Source organism: Haloarcula marismortui ATCC 43049 (assembly GCF_000011085.1).
Taxonomy (GTDB): Archaea; Halobacteriota; Halobacteria; order Halobacteriales; family Haloarculaceae; genus Haloarcula; species Haloarcula marismortui.
This window is the reverse complement of sequence record NC_006396.1, coordinates 1,146,275-1,162,457: the sequence shown is the minus strand read 5'-3', so window position 1 is coordinate 1,162,457 and position 16,183 is coordinate 1,146,275. Positions and strand designations below refer to the sequence as shown.

Annotated in this window: 17 protein-coding genes and 1 pseudogene; 6 read left to right on the top strand and 12 right to left on the bottom strand. The window is 64.6% G+C overall.

The genetic code is table 11. From position 1 onward, the window contains the following. Positions 1 to 118: 118 nt before the first annotated feature. A complete protein-coding gene (locus RR_RS09755; RefSeq protein ID WP_079890981.1) occupies positions 119 to 1,999 on the bottom strand; it encodes a molybdopterin biosynthesis protein in 1,881 nt (626 codons plus the stop codon). Continuing rightward, complete coding sequence (gene glp / locus RR_RS09750; RefSeq protein ID WP_004956755.1) at positions 1,996 to 3,219, bottom strand: molybdopterin molybdotransferase MoeA; 1,224 nt, start codon at positions 3,217 to 3,219, stop codon at positions 1,996 to 1,998. The genes RR_RS09755 and glp overlap by 4 nt, the downstream gene beginning before the upstream one ends. Before the next feature lie 68 nt (positions 3,220 to 3,287). On the opposite strand from glp, the gene RR_RS22400 reads away from it, so the two are divergent. Together RR_RS22400 and RR_RS09745 are read left to right on the top strand one after the other, a co-directional pair. Further along, entirely contained in the window at positions 3,288 to 3,446 is a 159-nt protein-coding gene (locus RR_RS22400; protein WP_165896843.1) for a hypothetical protein, read from the top strand. Between the two features lie 52 nt (positions 3,447 to 3,498). Continuing rightward, positions 3,499 to 4,725: a tripartite tricarboxylate transporter permease gene (locus tag RR_RS09745; protein ID WP_049938871.1), complete on the top strand. Its 1,227-nt coding sequence runs from the start codon at positions 3,499 to 3,501 to the stop codon at positions 4,723 to 4,725. Here RR_RS09745 and corA read toward each other — a convergent pair. The 5 genes from corA to RR_RS09725 form a co-directional block, all read right to left on the bottom strand. Then, positions 4,720 to 5,697: a magnesium/cobalt transporter CorA gene (gene corA / locus RR_RS09740; RefSeq protein WP_004956748.1), complete on the bottom strand. Its 978-nt coding sequence runs from the start codon at positions 5,695 to 5,697 to the stop codon at positions 4,720 to 4,722. The genes RR_RS09745 and corA overlap by 6 nt on opposite strands. Then, entirely contained in the window at positions 5,694 to 5,864 is a 171-nt protein-coding gene (locus RR_RS22395; RefSeq protein WP_011223538.1) for a hypothetical protein, read from the bottom strand. Before RR_RS22395 ends, corA begins: the two co-directional genes overlap by 4 nt. A gap of 43 nt (positions 5,865 to 5,907) precedes the next feature. Then, entirely contained in the window at positions 5,908 to 6,549 is a 642-nt protein-coding gene (locus RR_RS09735) for a DUF6517 family protein (RefSeq protein WP_004956742.1), read from the bottom strand. Positions 6,550 to 6,654: 105 nt separating this feature from the next. After that, positions 6,655 to 8,133, bottom strand: coding sequence for a cysteine--tRNA ligase (cysS, locus tag RR_RS09730; RefSeq protein WP_011223537.1), 1,479 nt, complete (start codon positions 8,131 to 8,133; stop codon positions 6,655 to 6,657). Between the two features lie 47 nt (positions 8,134 to 8,180). Continuing rightward, the gene (locus RR_RS09725) at positions 8,181 to 8,666 is read right to left on the bottom strand and encodes a DUF7523 family protein (protein WP_011223536.1); all 486 of its coding nucleotides are present in this window, start codon (positions 8,664 to 8,666) and stop codon (positions 8,181 to 8,183) included. A 215-nt stretch (positions 8,667 to 8,881) separates the two neighbouring features. Between RR_RS09725 and RR_RS22390 the strand changes: the two genes are divergently transcribed. Together RR_RS22390 and RR_RS09720 are read left to right on the top strand one after the other, a co-directional pair. Then, positions 8,882 to 9,040 (top strand): hypothetical protein, encoded by a 159-nt coding sequence (locus RR_RS22390; protein WP_011223535.1) that lies wholly within the window; start codon positions 8,882 to 8,884, stop codon positions 9,038 to 9,040. A 114-nt stretch (positions 9,041 to 9,154) separates the two neighbouring features. After that, positions 9,155 to 10,036, top strand: coding sequence for a CbiX/SirB N-terminal domain-containing protein (locus RR_RS09720; RefSeq protein WP_011223534.1), 882 nt, complete (start codon positions 9,155 to 9,157; stop codon positions 10,034 to 10,036). Here RR_RS09720 and RR_RS09715 read toward each other — a convergent pair. Both RR_RS09715 and RR_RS23115 read right to left on the bottom strand, forming a co-directional pair. Beyond that, positions 10,033 to 11,148 carry a PQQ-binding-like beta-propeller repeat protein gene (locus RR_RS09715; RefSeq protein WP_049938870.1) on the bottom strand — a complete coding sequence of 372 codons (1,116 nt, stop codon included), beginning with the start codon at positions 11,146 to 11,148 and terminating at the stop codon, positions 10,033 to 10,035. The two genes, RR_RS09720 and RR_RS09715, sit on opposite strands and share 4 nt — an antisense overlap. Further along, positions 11,145 to 12,138 (bottom strand): annotated as a pseudogene (locus tag RR_RS23115) (M48 family metalloprotease). Before RR_RS23115 ends, RR_RS09715 begins: the two are co-directional and overlap by 4 nt. 187 nt (positions 12,139 to 12,325) lie before the next feature. Here RR_RS23115 and RR_RS09705 point away from each other — a divergent pair. Then, the gene (locus RR_RS09705) at positions 12,326 to 13,405 is read left to right on the top strand and encodes a DR2241 family protein (protein ID WP_004956723.1); all 1,080 of its coding nucleotides are present in this window, start codon (positions 12,326 to 12,328) and stop codon (positions 13,403 to 13,405) included. A 7-nt stretch (positions 13,406 to 13,412) separates the two neighbouring features. Here the strand turns inward: RR_RS09705 and RR_RS09700 are convergent, their stop codons facing one another. The 3 genes from RR_RS09700 to RR_RS09690 form a co-directional block, all read right to left on the bottom strand. Further along, entirely contained in the window at positions 13,413 to 13,976 is a 564-nt protein-coding gene (locus RR_RS09700) for a DUF7524 family protein (protein ID WP_232508560.1), read from the bottom strand. 33 nt (positions 13,977 to 14,009) lie between these two features. Continuing rightward, entirely contained in the window at positions 14,010 to 14,204 is a 195-nt protein-coding gene (locus RR_RS09695) for a methytransferase partner Trm112 (RefSeq protein ID WP_004956717.1), read from the bottom strand. Between the two features lie 113 nt (positions 14,205 to 14,317). After that, entirely contained in the window at positions 14,318 to 15,694 is a 1,377-nt protein-coding gene (locus tag RR_RS09690) for an adenylosuccinate synthase (RefSeq protein WP_004956714.1), read from the bottom strand. A gap of 178 nt (positions 15,695 to 15,872) precedes the next feature. On the opposite strand from RR_RS09690, the gene RR_RS09685 reads away from it, so the two are divergent. Beyond that, positions 15,873 to 16,178, top strand: coding sequence for a hypothetical protein (locus RR_RS09685; protein WP_004516266.1), 306 nt, complete (start codon positions 15,873 to 15,875; stop codon positions 16,176 to 16,178). Positions 16,179 to 16,183: the final 5 nt, after the last annotated feature.

Here is a 16,183-nt window from a genome sequence, read left to right as displayed (position 1 = left end):
CCAGAGCCGTCAATCGCCACGACTTGCGCTTTCGATGACTGCAACGCGGACACGTGACGGTCCCTTGCAGGACGGCAGCGTATTCTCGGCTGAAGTCCCCGCGTTCGGGTAAACGCCGTTACTGCGGTTCCATACCAGCTATCCCGTCGGCCAGCGAGTCGAGGTCGTCGAGCGCCTCCTCAAGCGCACCGACGCTGTGTTTCTCCCGTCGGTCCGGGTTCGCGAGTACCCGGACCTGCTGTGTTCCCAATGAGACGAACCCGAGGTCAAGTTTCGCCGCTGTAGCGTGAAGCCCGAGCCCCGCATCCGCACCGCCCGCCATGACCTTTCGAGCGGGACTCTCGTGGGCTTTTGTCGTGAGTTCGTAGCCTTCGATGGCATCGACGACCTCCGCGCGGCCGACGCCCCGGTCCTCGCCGAGGGCGTCGAGCGCGTCGTCGAAGCTCCGTCGCAGTCCGGAGGCAGTGTCGCGGTTGACAAAGCGGTAGTCACCGTCGACGAGGTCGCCCAAGTCGGATACGTCGGTATCAGGACCAACGACAAGCCCCCATTCGCGCTCCCAGCCGCCAATGTCGGCCGCGTCGTGGTCATCGGCGGCCGGCCCCGCAACGACGGCGACGTCGGGCACGCCGTTGTCGAGGCGGCGGAGCCCCTCAGTAGATCCAAGCGGGAGATACCGCGGCCGGCCAATCGTGTCGAGCAGGCGCGAGAGCAGCGGGTCGTCCTCGCCCATCCCCAGAAGCGTCGGCGGCCTGACTGCCGGAGAGAACAGCGTCACGTCGACTGCCTCCCCCTCTGCCAGGTAGTCCGTCCCCGGCGGGACGTCGACGAACCCGTCGGCGTCGACGAGGCTTGTCGTCGCGCCGCTGCCCTTGTCGACGGGGTAGACCAGCAGCGACCCCGTTTCGTCCTCAACCAGACCCGCCGGCATGAGGCGTCTGCGCCCCTCGCCGTAGCGTTCCTGAACTGCCATCGTGCCAGAGACCGTTGCTGTCCGTGGCGGGTCCCGTCCGGCGGCGTCCCGGACTGCCGGCGCGACAAACGTCTGGAAGATGGTCAGCGCCGACACCGGGTACCCCGGCAAACCGACGTACGCCGAGTCGCCGATAGTGCCGACGAGCATCGGCTTGCCGGGCTTGACGGCGACGCCGTGGAGCCTGAGTTCGCCCCGCTCCTCGATGACGCGGTAGATGACATCGACCGCGCTGGCGCTCGTCGACCCCGACGAGAGGACGAGGTCGCACTCGTTGGCTGCCTCGTGAAGTAACCGCTCCATCTCCTCGTAGTCGTCGCCGGCGTGGGGGTACATCACAGGGTCGCCGCCGGCCTCCGCGACCGCGCCCGCCAGCGTGTAGCTGTTTACGTCGTATATCTGGCCGGCAGCGCTGTCGAGGGGATTCCCGGGTCGGACGAGTTCGTCCCCGGTTGAGAGGATTCCAACCTGGGGCCGGCCACGCACCGGAACCTCGTCGACGCCCAGCGCGGACAGGAGTCCGATTTCCCGGGGCGTGATTCGCGTTCCGGGGCCGAGCGCGCGCGCCCCGGCCGCGATGTCCGCGCCGGCGAGCATCACGTTGTCGCCGGGCGCAACGGACGTGCGTATCTCGATGCCATCGTCAGTCTCAGTCGTTCGTTCGACCATCACGACGGCGTCCGCGCCGGCCGGCATCACCGCGCCGGTCGAGATTTCGGCGAGTGAACCCGGTTCGACGGTTACGTCGGGCTCCTCGCCCGCGTGGACCTCCCCAACGACCGACAGCGTCACCGGGTCAGCCTCGTCAGCGCCGAATGTGTCTCTGGCGTGTACAGCGTAGCCGTCCATGCTTGCGCGGTCGAACCCCGGCACGTCGATGTCGGCGTCGATCCGCTCCGCAAGGACACGGTCGCGGGCGTCCGCAAGGGGAACGCTCTCAGGTTCGGGTTCAATGTCGAGGCCAGCGACGACTTCGTGGGCCTCTTCGGGTGACGCCAGGTCGCGGAACTCGCGGCGGTCGCTCACTGTGACCACTCCCAGTCCTCGACGGTCACGGTGTCACCGGCGTCGTACCCCTCAACGGACTCCGGAACGACAACCCAGCCGTCAGCGAGCGCGACGCTTGAGAGGACACCGGAGCCGCTGGCCCGCGTCGGCGTCGCGGTCGTTTGTTCGTCCGCGTCTTCATCGTGCAGTTCCACCCGCGCGTAGGTTCGGGTCCCCGGCTCGCTGGCGATCTTCCGCGTGAGTTCGGCCTTGGTCGTCGGCGGGTCGGTCGACCGGAGATGGCCGGCCTGCCGGAGCGCTGGCCGGAGGAACTGGACGGCGTTGACGATACAAGCGACCGGATACCCCGGAAGCATGAGAATCGGCGTCCCCTCAGCCACGCCGAGCGCGACCGGGTGGCCCGGCTTCAGTGCGACCCCGTGGACCAGCACCTCGCCAATCTCGCTGACGACCTCCGGGAGCAGGTCACGCTCGCCGACAGAGGACCCGCCGGTCGTCACGACGAGGTCGTGGTCAAGGTCGTCACTGATGGCCGCCCGGAGTGCGTCCACGTCGTCGGTGACGATGTCGCGGTAGGTCGCGTCGCCGCCCCAGCGCTCGACGTACTGGGTGACGGTCTGGCCATTCGTCTCGATTACCTGCCCCGGTTCTGGGTCATTTTGGACCAGCTCCTCGCCGGTCGGGATGACGCTGACCGTGGGCCGCTCGTACACCTCGACCACGTCGTTGCCGACCGATTTTAACAGCCCGAGGTCCGACGGTCGGAGCCTGTGGCCATCCTCGTACAGCGTCTGCCCTTGCTCCACGTCCTCGCCGACAGGGGCGACGTTCTCCCCGCCAGCGACCGCATCGAACACTGTGACGCTGTCGCCGGTTACCTCGGTCTCCTCAACCATCACGACGGCGTCGGCGCCCTCGGGGAGTTCGCTCCCCGTGTGCACGCGAGCCGCTGTTCCCGTTGTCACCGCCTCATCGACCCGGAGCGATGCCGGCGACCGCTGGCTCGCGCTAAACGTGTCCTCTGCTCTGACAGCGAAGCCGTCCATCGCCGCACGGCGGTAGTGGGGCACCGCTCGCTCGGCCGTGATTTCACCCGCGACGACGCGTTCGTCGGCGTCACGCAGCGGGACACGCTCCGTCCGCTCGTGTGGGGACACTGCGTCCAGCAGCGTCTCCCTGGCCGTCGTCACCGGCGTTCGGTCCTTGAACCCGGCTGACTTCCGGGACTCGTTGCTCATACGTGTACGAATGGCCGGCACATCAAAAAGCTCGCCAGATTCAGGAGGCTTCGGGCAAACAAGAACGTATGGCTGAGTTGGACCTTCGCTGTCGGCTCTGTGGGAACGAGCTCTCGAAAGGACTGGTCGCAACCGACAGCCGGCACTGCTGTCTCAATGCCACCCCTATCGCCGGGACCTGCCCCGAACACGGTCCGGTCGGCCCGCATCACGCTGTGGAGGACTAGCCGGGCTGCGCGTCGCGGAGGTTCAAGTACGGGAACGGGGCCACGCCTCAGTGTGCTTCCGGGGCTTCCTGCCGCCGACCCGACAGCGACGCTCGCGCTCCTCACAGCGATCGGGGCAGGGGTCGGACTGGGAACGCTCAGCGGACTCGTTCCGGGGCTACACGCCAACACGTTCGCGCTCTTGCTCGCTGCTGCGGCGAGCAGTTTGCCCGGGCCGCGGCTCTACGTCGGCGTCGCGATGCTTTCGGCCGGGGTGACACACACCTTTCTCGATGTGATTCCGGCGCTGGCACTGGGCGTGCCGGACCCGGCGATGGCGGCCAGCGCGCTGCCGAGCCACCAGCTGGTGATAGAGGGCCGCGGTCGGGAGGCGCTTCGCCTGTCTGCGCTGGGGAGCGGACTCGCCGTGGTGTTTGCCGTCCCGCTCGCGGTTCCGCTCACTCTGGTAATGAAGCGTGTGTACCCGCTCCTCCGGCCGTGGCTGTCGGTGCTACTCGTCGGGGTCGCCGTCCTGCTCGTGGTCACGGAGCACGGCCGCCGCCAGCAGGTCGGCGCTGCGTGTTCGCTCGCCGCGAGCGGGCTGCTCGGAGTCAGTCTGCTCGATGCGCCAGTGACCGGCGCGTTGCCTGTGTCGGACGTGCTGGTCCCGCTGTTTTCGGGGCTGTTCGGCGCGCCGGTGCTCTTGGCCGCTATCGAGGGGGATGGCGTCCCGCCACAGTCCGACGCGGCGGTGACGACGCCGCGGCGAACAGTCGGCGTCTTAGCAGGCATCGGCACGCTCTGTGGGGGTGCAGTCGGCTACATCCCGGGAATCTCGAGTGCTATCGCGGCGACGCTAGCGTTGGGTCTGGTCTCCGACCAGGGACCTCGGGCGTTCATCGTCACGACGAGTGGGGTCAACACGGCGACAGCGGTGTTTGCCCTGTTCGCGCTCATCTCGCTCGGGACGCCCCGGACCGGGGTCCTCGTCGCGCTGGACCGGGCGGAAGTCCCGCTGGTGCTTCCAGCGCTGCTTGCGGCAGTCGCTATCGCTGCCGTCGCCGGCGCGATACTCGTCCCGACGCTGGGCGACCGGTACCTCCGAATTGTCGGCCGACTGGACCCGACATACCTCTCGCTGTCGGTGATTGCAGTACTCGTCTGTCTCTCCGCGCTCTTCGCCGGCCTCGTCGGCGTGGGCGCGTTCGGGGCCGCGACTGCAGTGGGCCACCTGCCCCCGAAGTTCGGAGCCCGGCGAGCAACCCTGATGGGGGTCTTACTCGTCCCGCTGGCGTTATAGGTAGCCCCGCTGGCGGAAATGAGCGAGCAAGACTCCGACGACGATCACCATCCCAATCATCACCGCGGGATACCCGAACGCCCAGCCCAGTTCCGGCATATTGTACGGGCTGTCGGTGAAATTCATCCCGTAGACGCCGACCACGAATGTCAGTGGGATGAAGATCGTCGCAACGACGGTCAGCATCTTCATCACCTCGTTTGTCGACTGGGACACCGTATTCAGGTAGATATCCCGCGCCCCCGAGACGAGGTCGCGGTAAGTCTCAGTCAGGTCGACAATCTGGACCAGATGGTCGTACACGTCCCGGAAGTATTTCTCCGTCTGTGGCTGGATCTGTTTGGGGTCGCCACGGGCGAGCACGCCAATTGCCTCCCGTGCCGGCCAGACCTGTTTGCGGAAAGACAACAGGTCACGCCGAACGTCGTTTATCCGTTCGAGCGTCTCGATATCGGTGGAGGTAGTCACCTCCTCTTCGATCTGTTCGATATCGGTCTCGATCTCGTCCAGCAAGTCGAAGTACGCGTCGACGATGACGTCGATGACCCGGTAGGCAGTAAAATCCGGGCCGCGGTGAAGGAGTCGCTCGTCCCCACGGCCGACAGCGTCCATCACGCGCTGGATGGATGGGACGGCGCCCGTCGACAGCGTGACAACCCAGTCGGAGCCGACAAACAGGCCGAGCGGCGTCGTTTTCACCTCCTTGTCGAAGGTCGTATCGCCGGGCGTAAGCGACGCAGATTTGACGAGCACGAACGTGTAGGCGTTGAACTCCTGAACGTTCGCCCGGACGTCGTTCTTGATGTCATCGATAGCCAGCGAATGAAGGTCGAAGGCGGAACTGACGGCGTCGACCTCATCGGCTGTCACGTCGGTGACGTGAACCCACGTCGTTCCGGCAGCCGTTCGGGCGGTCGTCAGATCCTCGTACTCTATCGCCTGCCCGTCAGCGTACACCACTGCGGAAATCACGGCGTGTCCTCCGTCGGCGTGGCGTGGCCGACGGCCGCCACAGTCAGCCCGACCATCACCGCCGTTACTGACACAGACCGGCCGGGATAGGCGACGCTCGTCCCGACGGCGTAGCCGGCGATACCGACAAGCGTGAGCACCACACCGGCGACAGACAGCCGATTCATGCCTCCGTTATCACTGGCCCGAAAGAAAACAGTGTCCCCGCAATCAGTTGCCCGAGTGCGAGAGGCCGCCAAGCAGCGTATCGACGCGCGGCCCTTCGCTGTCGTCAAGCCGCTCAGGGTAGACGGCGACGGCGACGACCACGTCGCCCTCGTGTTCGAAGCTCGTGAGGTGGATCAGGACATCGACACTCTGACCCTCAATGGTCGTCGTCCCGGAGAACACAGCCACCTCACGGGACTCACCCAGCGCTTCCACTGTGCGGTTACGCTCGAACTGGACGTCGTTGATCTGGTCGTTTCGACTGGCGACTTCCTCGACGAGGCGTTCATTGGACCAGCTCGCGGCGGGGTTCAGCGTCTGTCCCGCCACACTGGCGCTGGGCGTCGAGAAGACGATGAATCGACCGGCGTTGACCTCACCGACTGGTCCGAGATCGATGCCACGCTGGTACTGTCGGACGTGGTTCGTGACACGGATGGTTCGCTCTTGGCCGGCGACGGTGACCGTCCGCTCGATTGTTTGTTCGTCCGCCATCGACTGCTCGTAGCCGGTTTCATCGAGCGCACTGTCGCTGACTGTCGCCGGTGCGGAGTCGAACGCTACCGTCTCCCCGGTTATCAGGCCGGTACAGCCCGATGAGACGACGAGTACCCCGACAAGAAGCGTGAGTATCCCCTTTCGCATTGTTGTCCTTACACTGTGTCCAGTATATAAAGTACATGGCCGTTCAAGGTATCTGCCGGACTACAGAATTCACCGATACGCGTTTAGAGCCGGTATATCGTCCCTTCAGAGGCGATAGGTCGGCCCGTCGTCGGTGTCCTGCACCTCAACACCGAGCGCTTCGAGTTCGTCTCGGAGTTCGTCGGCGCGCTCGTAGTTACCGGCCTCCCGTTCCTGTTGACGGACGGTCAGAACGAGGTCGACGACGTCACCGGCCAGCGACACGTCGCCGCTGTCGTCGTCGCCGAAGGCCAGTCCGAGGATGCCGCCGCCGAATTCCTCGAACGTCTCGACGGCGCGGCGGAGCCCCTGGTAGTCGTACTCGTCGTGGCCGTCAACGTGCGTATTGACCGCGGCCGTCAGGTCAAGCAGCGCGGTCATCGCTTCCCGCGTGTTGAAATCGTCGTTCAGTGCCGCCTCGAACGCCGAGCGAGCATCCTCAACAGCGTCGCGAAGCGTCTCGTCGGTCACCTTCGTGTGGGCGTCCACGTCGTCGCAGGCTTCGACCGCCCGCTCGTAGCCACGGGAGAGGCGGTCCCAGCGTTCTTTGGCCTCCGCAATGGTCTCATCGCTGTATGTTGCCCGCGAAGTGTAGGCCGTCGACAGCAGGAAGGTTCGGAGTACGTCGGGGCCGAATTCCTCTACAGCGTCGGCGACGGTGAAGTAGTTGCCAAGTGAGGATGACATCTTCTCCTCCTCGGTTTCCAGCAGGCGGACGTGGAGCCAGTAGTTCGCGAACTGCTTTCCGGTCGCGGCCTCGCTCTGGGCTACCTCGTTCTCGTGGTGGGGAAAGACAAGGTCCTGCCCACCGACGTGGATGTCGATGGACTCGTCGAGGTGGGTCATCGACATCGCCGAGCACTCGATGTGCCAGCCGGGTCGCCCCTCGCCCCACGGCGAGTCCCATATCTGAGCGGTCTGGCAGGCTTCCTCGGCGGGTGCGGCCTCGGGATGTTGATGTTCGGCGATGTCTGCCGGATCGACGCCGCCAGCCTTCCAGAGCGCGAAGTCTGCGGGGTGCCGCTTCTCCCCTTCGGTGTCCGCGCCCTGTGATTCGATGTCGTCGACGGACTGGTTCGAGAGTTTCCCGTAGTCCTCGAAGCTCGTCACATCGAAGTAGACGGAGCCGTTCTGCTCGTAGGCGTGGCCCTGCTCGATGAGTCGCTCAACGAGGTCGATGATTTCCGGGACGTGCTCTGAGACGCGGGGGTACACCTCCGCGCGGCCGAGGTTGAGCGAGCGCATATCGTCGATGGCCTGCTGGACGTAGTGGCGGGCCACGTCGGCCTCGCTGTCGCCGTCCTCGCCGACGCGAGCGACGATCTTCTCGTTGACGTCGGTGAGGTTCTCGACGTGGTGGACGTCATAGCCCAGATAGTCGAGCCAGCGGGCCATCACGTCAACGTGGACCCAGCCGCGCGCGTGGCCGAGATGGGGCGGGTCGGAGGTCGTCAGCCCACAGTAGTACAGCAACACGGAGTCGGGGTCGCGCGGCTCGAAGGGCTCTTTCTCACCGGTCAACGTGTTCGTCACGCGAAGCGTCATTACCCGGGAGAACTGTGTCCGCCCGCTTTAAGCCGTCGGAAGGCGGCTCACTTTTGAACTGCAGCTTCAACTGTTCGGAGTACGTCAGGCCCCGCGCGGCGGCTCACTACCACGACGAGCGCGGCGTCGGTGACACCGGCAGCGTCGACGGAGACGTCCGCCGCTCGCAGGCGTCCTAGCACCTCGCCGAGGGCTTCCGGAGCAAGAGCACCGCTGGCGATGATGCCTGTCAGCGAGCCAGCGTCCTCGGCGAAGGCGGTGTCCGCGACTTCGAGGACAATAGCTGACTCCGCGTCGGATGATTCGACCCGCCCAAGCCCGCTCTGCATCGAGACTCTGGCGTCGCTGTCGTGTGGCGAGTCGGCAGGCAATTCCTCGGCGAACCGACGGAGCGCAGTCGCGATCGCTTCTTCCTCACCCTCGATGTCGAGCGTGCGTGCGGCGGCCGTGTAGTTGACGACGCCGGCCCGAAGTGCATCATAGAGGAACGGGCGCTCGCGGACGGCGTCTCTGGTCGCGGCTGCGAGTGACATTGGCGGCAGGCACGAACGGCGCGGGCAAAAGCGGTTCTATCAGGCGCGAGGGAACGCGGTGCGACTGGACAGTTAGCTGCAAGCCTCACATCACCCCGTGATACCCACTCTACGGACGTGTTGAACCCGCAGAATTGTGGACTGCTCCCAGCAAGTGAGAACAGTCAGGGGGGATTGTCCCTCTGGACGCTCACTCTCTACATGAGGGAAGGACAATGGCTATTGCACAACGTGAACGGCAAGTGTTCGGACAGCCCCTGAAAACGGCGGAACGAGTCATTGGTGGCCTCGTCGTGGTCGCCGGCGCGCTGGGACACGCCGCACTGCTGGCAGCCGCCGGACTGTTGTTCTACGTCCTCCTGTTCGGGCTGTGACTAAGTAGAATCAGTCGGCAACGACACACTTTCGGCACGCAACACTACACAGCTCGCCGGCTACCCGAGCAGGTCAACGAAGGCCCTAAGGACGGCTCGCACCAACCAGTGGATATGGACGAAGCACTCGTTATCGCGGCCCACGGCTCCCACCTGAACGCCGAGTCGAGTACGCCCACCTACGACCACGCGGACACGATTCGAGCGACCGGCGCGTTCGCCGAGGTCCGTGAATCCTTCTGGAAGGAGGAGCCGTCGTTCCGGGAGGCACTGCGGACCGTCGACGCCGACGAGGTGTATCTGGTTCCGTTGTTCATCTCTGAGGGCTACTTCACCGAGCAGGTCATTCCACGGGAGTTCCGGCTGGAGGACTGGGACCCTGAGCTGTGGGACTCCGACGGGACGAGCGCGACCAACGCGACGCTAGCCGCCGAGGACACGGACCAGACGGTCCACTACTGCGGCCCGGTCGGAACGCACGATTCGATGAGCGATGTCATCGTCCAGCGGGCCGAGTCCGTCACCGGTGACCCCGATGTCGGCGACGGGTTCGGCCTCGCAGTCGTCGGTCACGGTACGGAGCGCAACGAGAACTCCGCGAAGGCCATCCAGTACCACGCTGACCGCATCCGCGAGCGGGACCGCTTTGATGAGGTGCAGTCGCTGTTCATGGACGAGGACCCCGAGGTCGATGATGTCGCGGATTACTTCGAGAGCGACGACATTGTCGTCGTGCCGCTGTTCATCGCCGACGGCTTCCACACGCAGGAGGATATTCCCGAAGACATGGGCCTGACCGACGACTACCGGACGGGCTACGACGTGCCGACCACCGTCGAGGGCCACGACATCTGGTACGCCGGCGCGGTCGGGACGGAGCCGCTAATGGCTGACGTGGTGCTCGAACGGGCCGCCGACGCGGGGGCCGATGTGAGCAGCGCCATCGAGCAGGTGCGTGAGGAGACTGGCGGGGGCACCACGGCCGCTGGGGACTAGCGGTAGCGAGCGACGATTGCTTCGGTCCCCGAGTGGACTATGATGTCCTCGGTAACTGCGTAGAGAAAACTGAAGTCGAGACGAGGCTCGTGCCAGCGGAGAGTGCCGTCGGTCCCAAACTGAAACAGCCCGTGGTGCTTCGTGTTGAGAAACACTGACGCGCCGTCTGGGGCCGGGACCGCGCCCGTTGCCCCGAGATCTATCTCGAATTCGCTTCGCCCTCGTTCCATGGCCGCCAACCGCTCATCATTGAACCGCCACAGTTCTTCGCCATCGGCGGTGGCAATCGCTATCAGGGCGTGACGCTCCGGAATATAGACGATTTCGCCGTCACGGCTGAACCGCAACGGTCCATCCGGAATAGTGGTGCCCCTGTTCACCCAGCGGGGTGCCCCCGAGTCGCGGTTGAACGCCCGGAGGAATTCCGAGCGGGCGTAAACCGTGTCACCGCGCACGTGCGGCCGGCCGTTGAGGCTCCGCTGTAGGGGCTGGTCCCACAGAACCGAACCATCCGGGGCGTACACGTCGAGTTGGGACTCCTCGCTGGTCCCCCAGTCGACAGCGAGGCTGCCGTGTCCCGCACCGACTGTCGGCAGGTCGCTCTTGGATGGGTCAGTGGGGACCGGAAGCGACTTCGACCACCGCTCTGCGCCGCTCTCGCCGTCGAAGGCAACGATGCGTCCGCCGTCGGTCCCGACGTACACACGGCCGTCAGCGGCGGCGACACTGGCTACTGGGTGGTCGACGGTTTCCGTCCAGGCTCGTCCGTCGCCGGCCACCGCGACGACGTGGCTGGCTTCCGTTCCCACGTATAGGTGGGCTCCGTCGCTGGCCCAGTCCGTAGCTACGCCCTTGAACTCGAAGCGACCCAATCTGGTCCCATCAGCGAGTGTGTATCGAGCAACAGCGCCTACCGGGTAGTCGTCAACGAAGCGCGTCGCATCGAACGTCACTTCGAACAGCGTCCCGTCAACCAACGTGACCAGCCGGCCGCCGTCGTCGGCGGTTTCCCACTTCTTATCGCCCGGGCCGGGGCGATAGCCACACCCGGCGAGCGACCCGACAACGCCGGTCAGGCCCGTAAGAACCGTTCGGCGGCTGTACTCCGTCACGTCGGTCCCTCCGTGGCCATCGCCTCCAGTCGTTCGATGCGGGCCTCGGTTGGGGGATGGGTCTGGGGGAACACGTCGTTGGCAACGAAATCAGGCGCGTCTTTGAACTGTGTCTCGTCGATGGGTGCGATATAGAGCGCGTCGAGACCACCGTCTTGCGCCCGGAGGTCGTGGTCCGGGGCCGCCGCCATCTCGTCATCGATGGTCGCCAGCGCGCTGGCGAGCGCCGCAGGGTCGCCGGTGATAGCGACGGCCCCGCGGTCTGCGGCGTACTCGCGGTACCGCGAGAGCACGCGAAACAGCGTGAAACTGGCGAGCCAGAACACGGCTGAGACAGCGAGCGTCAGTAAGGCACTGACTGTCAAAATAAAGATGCCGAGTAGGAGGCCCCGGGCGCTGTCGCTATCGGTGTGTCGGAAGCCGGTGAAAGCACCGGGGATGGCCTGAAGAAGCCCGAGGGTGCTGGCTGCGAGGCTGTAGGTTAGCGTCGGGAGCACGTAGGAAAGCGACATCACGGTGGCGTCGCGGTTCTTGATGTGAGCGAGTTCGTGGGCGATGACGGCGTCGCGCTCGTCGTCGTCGAGTGCGTCGAGCAGTCCGGTCGTGAGCACCAGCGTGGCGCTGTCGGGGACTCCGGCCAACAGTGAATGCGTTCGGCGCGTCGCTGTCTGCAATGGCGACTGCCGGTGCCGGAAGGTTCACTGATTGCGCTAGCCGTGTCACGTTTTCAACCAGACCGGGTTCGTCGTCGGGGCCCACGGGGCGAGCGTCCAGCGCCCGCAGGGCGATGGTGTCACCAACGGCCAACTGGGCGGCGAACCCGAGCACGACGCCGCCAGCGACCAGCCACGGCTCGATGTAGAACTCGCCGGCCAGCACCCAGTCGGTGGCTAGCTTCGCCAGCCATATTCCGGCCGTGTTCACGAGTGCAAGGCCCGCGTAGACGAACCCCACCGGGAGGAGTCCCACAAGGACGACAGCAGTCGCCATTCGGACCTGTAACCCCCGGTCAGTCGGCCAGTCCACAGCGTCCACCTCCGGACACGGACCGCCCCCACCAAGATGTCATAAATCATCTACGATTCTTGTAAAATATAATTTTATCGAATTTGGAACTATCTCCACTCCGATTGCCAGAACAGGCGACTTTTCCCGGTGCGACACCTACGGCGGCGGTATGGACGACACCCATGTCGAGGCGTTCGCCGAGGCAGCGTCGGACGGTATCGCGTTCGACGGTATCGAGGCAGCGGTCGAGGGTGGACGCTACGCCGTCGAGACGACAGCGGAAGCAGAGAGTACGAGTATCGCGGACCTCGATGGCCTGGCCGCGTCGTACCCCGAGTACATCTCGAACTGGTACTTCTGGCACGCAAAAGCGCCTCAGGCGGAGCCTCGCTGGGCGTATCTCCGGTGGCTCGAAAACGCTGAGTCGACGCCGATTCCGGACCGATACGACCAGTTACGAGAGGGGCTGACGACGACGTGGGGTGAGCTCTCGATTACCGTGACACTGGACGAGGACGACGAGCGGGTGTACGACCTCCGCCACGTCGACGACACGGGGACAGACGCCGATTCGCTGGACGCGTACGACGACCCACTGGACGCCCGTACCCTCGCCAAACACGACGACCGTGACCGCTACCGCCCGCTGAAAACAGCCCCCACTCTCCAGTCAGGCTGGGTGTTTCCCGAACTCGGACCGACGGAGCTAGTCCAGGCGGTGGACTTCTTCTATCCGGCCACGATTTCGAACTGGCACCGTGAGCGCGAGGGCGAGTTGGACGTGAGCCACTGGCGCGACACCGTCGACCGCCAGACCGGGATTTACGGCGTCGTCAAGACCTGGGACCGCGGCGACGGCTACGAACACGTCAACTGGGTCGCCGAGGCTTGCTGTGACGATTCCCAGTGTCTCAAGCGCCGGGAGTGGCAGTACGACGACGAAACGGAACTTGACGTCGACGGTGGGTCGGGGAAATTCCCCTGCCGTGAACCCTGTTCCCTCGTCATCGCTGGCGCACGCAAGTGGACGAAACTCGAAGGCGAGCAGTCCCAGACCTACGAGTTCGAACTCACGCCAAGCGAGAAAGAACAGTTGGAAGCCATCATTGATGCTGTCGCCGACGGCGAGGCAGACGACATCCGCGAGGCGGACATCTACGAGGGAGCCAACCGGTACCGCGCACGGTTCCTGCGGGCGAAGCTGTTCGACGACGAGGAGAACCTCGGCGGCGTCGAGACGGAGCAGTAACCGGGTTTCAGGACGAGCGAAGAGTCACGGACAGGAGTCCCAACACGATTGCGACCGCAAATACGGCGGCAACGGTCAACAGCACGCTTTCGGTGAGTACCAGCGTGATGAGCCCCGCAATCAGGGCTGTGAAACCGCCAGCCGCCAGTATCGGTCCAGCCGACAGGTCTTCGAGGCTGGGTTCTGAGTCCGTCGCCGGTTTCGGCTGTGGCTTTGACAGTTCCTCGTCGACGATGACCGGTTCGTTCTCCGTCCCGCCTTCCGGGATGTAAATGTCGATGTATCGAGTCTCAGCGCCGTATCCAGTCACGACCTTTAGCTTGCCACGGACTGGTCCGTCACCGTCGACGGTCACTCTGGCCAATCGGTCGGTTTCGGCCCGCACGTGGTGATTTGTGGCGTTAAGCGAGGCGACAGAAGAGAGCGAATCGCTGAGGTGGAGATGGACGTGCAGCGCCTCGCCGTGATTGACTAGCTGTACATCGAAGCTCCCTGTCGCGTCGAACTCCTTTGGAACGTCCAGGCTGTGGATGTCCGTCCGGTTGAGGTGCACGGGCAGGGAGTCAGGCACGGATGTGACTCCGCGTGGCGAGGAAAAAAAGGTTCAGGCCGGTGCCTCGTCGCGCATGTCCGGCGGGAGCAGGTTCGGAATGCCGTCCTCGATGGGGAACGTCTCGCTACACTCGGTACAGGTGAGTTCGCCCGACAGAATCTCGCCATCGTCGCGCTCCGTCACTTCGAGGTCAAGGTCGTGCTTGTCCAGAGGGCAGCAAATAATTTCCATCAGGTCCTCTTTCATACATTCGACCAAGACCGGCGGTCGCAAAAGTCTGCCGCTCTCTCAGTGATACCGCCCCACCGCTGGGCGAAGGTAAGTGGGCACTCAAACGCCGAACCCGAGAGGAAGGGCGCTCAGAACGGCTGTTCGCGGACGATAGTTTCGCCGCGGCCGGGACCAACGCCGATGGCGTAGGCCGGTGTGTCGAGTTCTGATTCGATGTATTCGACGTAGGCTTTCGCGTTCTCGGGGAGTGCGTCGTACCCCTCTTCGGCGGCGTCCGCCCAGTCGACCTCGGGCCAGCCGTCGAACGACCGGAAGTTCGCCTCGCACTTGGCCCACTGTTCGGTGGTCGCAGGCATCGATGCCAGCTCCTCGCCGTCGAGCGTGTAGGTGTGGCCGACCTTCACTTCGTCGAGGCCGGCGAGCACGTCGAGGTGGTTGATGGCGATGCCGGTAAAGCCGGACACGCGCGTGGAGTGGCGCAACATTGGCAGGTCGAGCCAGCCGACGCGCCGCGGACGGCCGGTAACAGTGCCGTACTCGCCGCCTTCCTCGCGGATGTAGTTCGCCAGCTCCTCGTTTTCGCCCTCGCCCTGCTCGTCGTAGCCGGGCGTATCGCCGACGACACCGCCGAGTTCGGTCGGCAGCGGGCCACTGCCGACGCGGGTGAGGTACGCCTTCACAATCCCGATGACTTCGCCGTCGCCGACGACACCGGGACTGAGTCCGGTCCCGGTCGCCGCGCCGCCGGCCGTCGGGTTCGATGACGTGACGTAGGGGTAGTTCCCGTGGTCGATGTCGATGATTGTCCCCTGTGCGCCCTCCAGCATGACGTTCTGGCCCTCGTCGATGGTCGCGCTGAGGAAGGCCCCAGCGTTGACGGTCATGTCTTCGGCCTCGAAGCGGCGGCCGAACTCGCGGAACTCCTCGAAGATGGCGTCCACGTCGAAGGCGTCCGGATCGTCAAGCTCGTCGACATCGAGGTCGTACACGTCCTCGACGACGGCCCGCTTCTGCGGAACGACGTATTCGAGGCGCTCCCGGAGCACGTCCGGGTCGAGCAGGTCGCCGACGCGGACGCCGCGGCGACCGGCCTTGTCCTCGTAGGTCGGGCCGATACCCCGGCCCGTCGTCCCGACTTCGTCATCCGTTTCGCTTTTTAGTTCCTCCTCGATACCGTCGAGCACGCGGTGGAACGGAAGAATGACGTGTGCTCGTTCGGCGATGCGAACGTCCGGGTCGAGGCCCCGTTCCTGGAGCGTGTCTATCTCGTCGAACAGCGTTCGCGGATTGACGACGCACCCGTTGCCGAGTACGCCGACCTTGCCGCGGATGGCTCCGCTCGGAACCAGCGAGAGCTTGTACTCCTCGCCCTCGTGGACGACGGTGTGGCCGGCGTTGTCGCCGCCCTGATAGCGCGCGACGACGTCTACGTCGTCGCCGTACAGGTCGACGATGCCGCCCTTCCCTTCGTCGCCGAGCTGTGAGCCGACGATGGTTACGGTCATCGCACGCACCTTCCAGCCACCGTGATAAACAGATTACGGTCCGGAACTCACGCTCGTGAGCAGTACCCATGTGAATCGTTACGACGGTTTTAAGACACCCCTGTTCAAACGTATCAACGTTGTAGCGATTATCCGAGGGAGAACCTTTAAATACCGCAAACACAAGTTAACAATTGCCATGATAGACAGGCTTGAAAAGGAAGTTGACATGCTGGAGCGCCACTTGCAGGTGCTTCGCATGGTTATCGAGAACGAGCCTATCGGTATCGTGAAGATGTCCAACGAAACCGGCTACCCGCACCACAAGGTGCGGTACTCCCTGCGCGTTCTCGAAGAGGAGAACCTCATCGAGCCCTCCAGCCAGGGTGCGATCACGACCGAACAGACTGGTGAGTTCGTCGACGACCTTGACGAGAAGGTCGACGAAATCATCGACAAGCTCGAAGGTATGAAGATCGAAGACGCAGCCGAAATCGAAGGCTAAGCTTC

Excerpts from the sequence above, each read along its gene's own strand:
- glp (WP_004956755.1), bottom strand. The coding sequence starts at position 3,219 with ATGAGCAACGAGTCCCGGAAGTCAGCCGGGTTCAAGGACCGAACGCCG.
- RR_RS22400 (WP_165896843.1), top strand. The coding sequence starts at position 3,288 with ATGGCTGAGTTGGACCTTCGCTGTCGGCTCTGTGGGAACGAGCTCTCG.
- RR_RS22395 (WP_011223538.1), bottom strand. The coding sequence starts at position 5,864 with ATGAATCGGCTGTCTGTCGCCGGTGTGGTGCTCACGCTTGTCGGTATC.
- RR_RS09735 (WP_004956742.1), bottom strand. The coding sequence starts at position 6,549 with ATGCGAAAGGGGATACTCACGCTTCTTGTCGGGGTACTCGTCGTCTCA.
- cysS (WP_011223537.1), bottom strand. The coding sequence starts at position 8,133 with ATGACGCTTCGCGTGACGAACACGTTGACCGGTGAGAAAGAGCCCTTC.
- RR_RS09725 (WP_011223536.1), bottom strand. The coding sequence starts at position 8,666 with ATGTCACTCGCAGCCGCGACCAGAGACGCCGTCCGCGAGCGCCCGTTC.
- RR_RS22390 (WP_011223535.1), top strand. The coding sequence starts at position 8,882 with ATGGCTATTGCACAACGTGAACGGCAAGTGTTCGGACAGCCCCTGAAA.
- RR_RS09720 (WP_011223534.1), top strand. The coding sequence starts at position 9,155 with ATGGACGAAGCACTCGTTATCGCGGCCCACGGCTCCCACCTGAACGCC.
- RR_RS09705 (WP_004956723.1), top strand. The coding sequence starts at position 12,326 with ATGGACGACACCCATGTCGAGGCGTTCGCCGAGGCAGCGTCGGACGGT.
- RR_RS09695 (WP_004956717.1), bottom strand. The coding sequence starts at position 14,204 with ATGAAAGAGGACCTGATGGAAATTATTTGCTGCCCTCTGGACAAGCAC.
- RR_RS09690 (WP_004956714.1), bottom strand. The coding sequence starts at position 15,694 with ATGACCGTAACCATCGTCGGCTCACAGCTCGGCGACGAAGGGAAGGGC.
- RR_RS09685 (WP_004516266.1), top strand. The coding sequence starts at position 15,873 with ATGATAGACAGGCTTGAAAAGGAAGTTGACATGCTGGAGCGCCACTTG.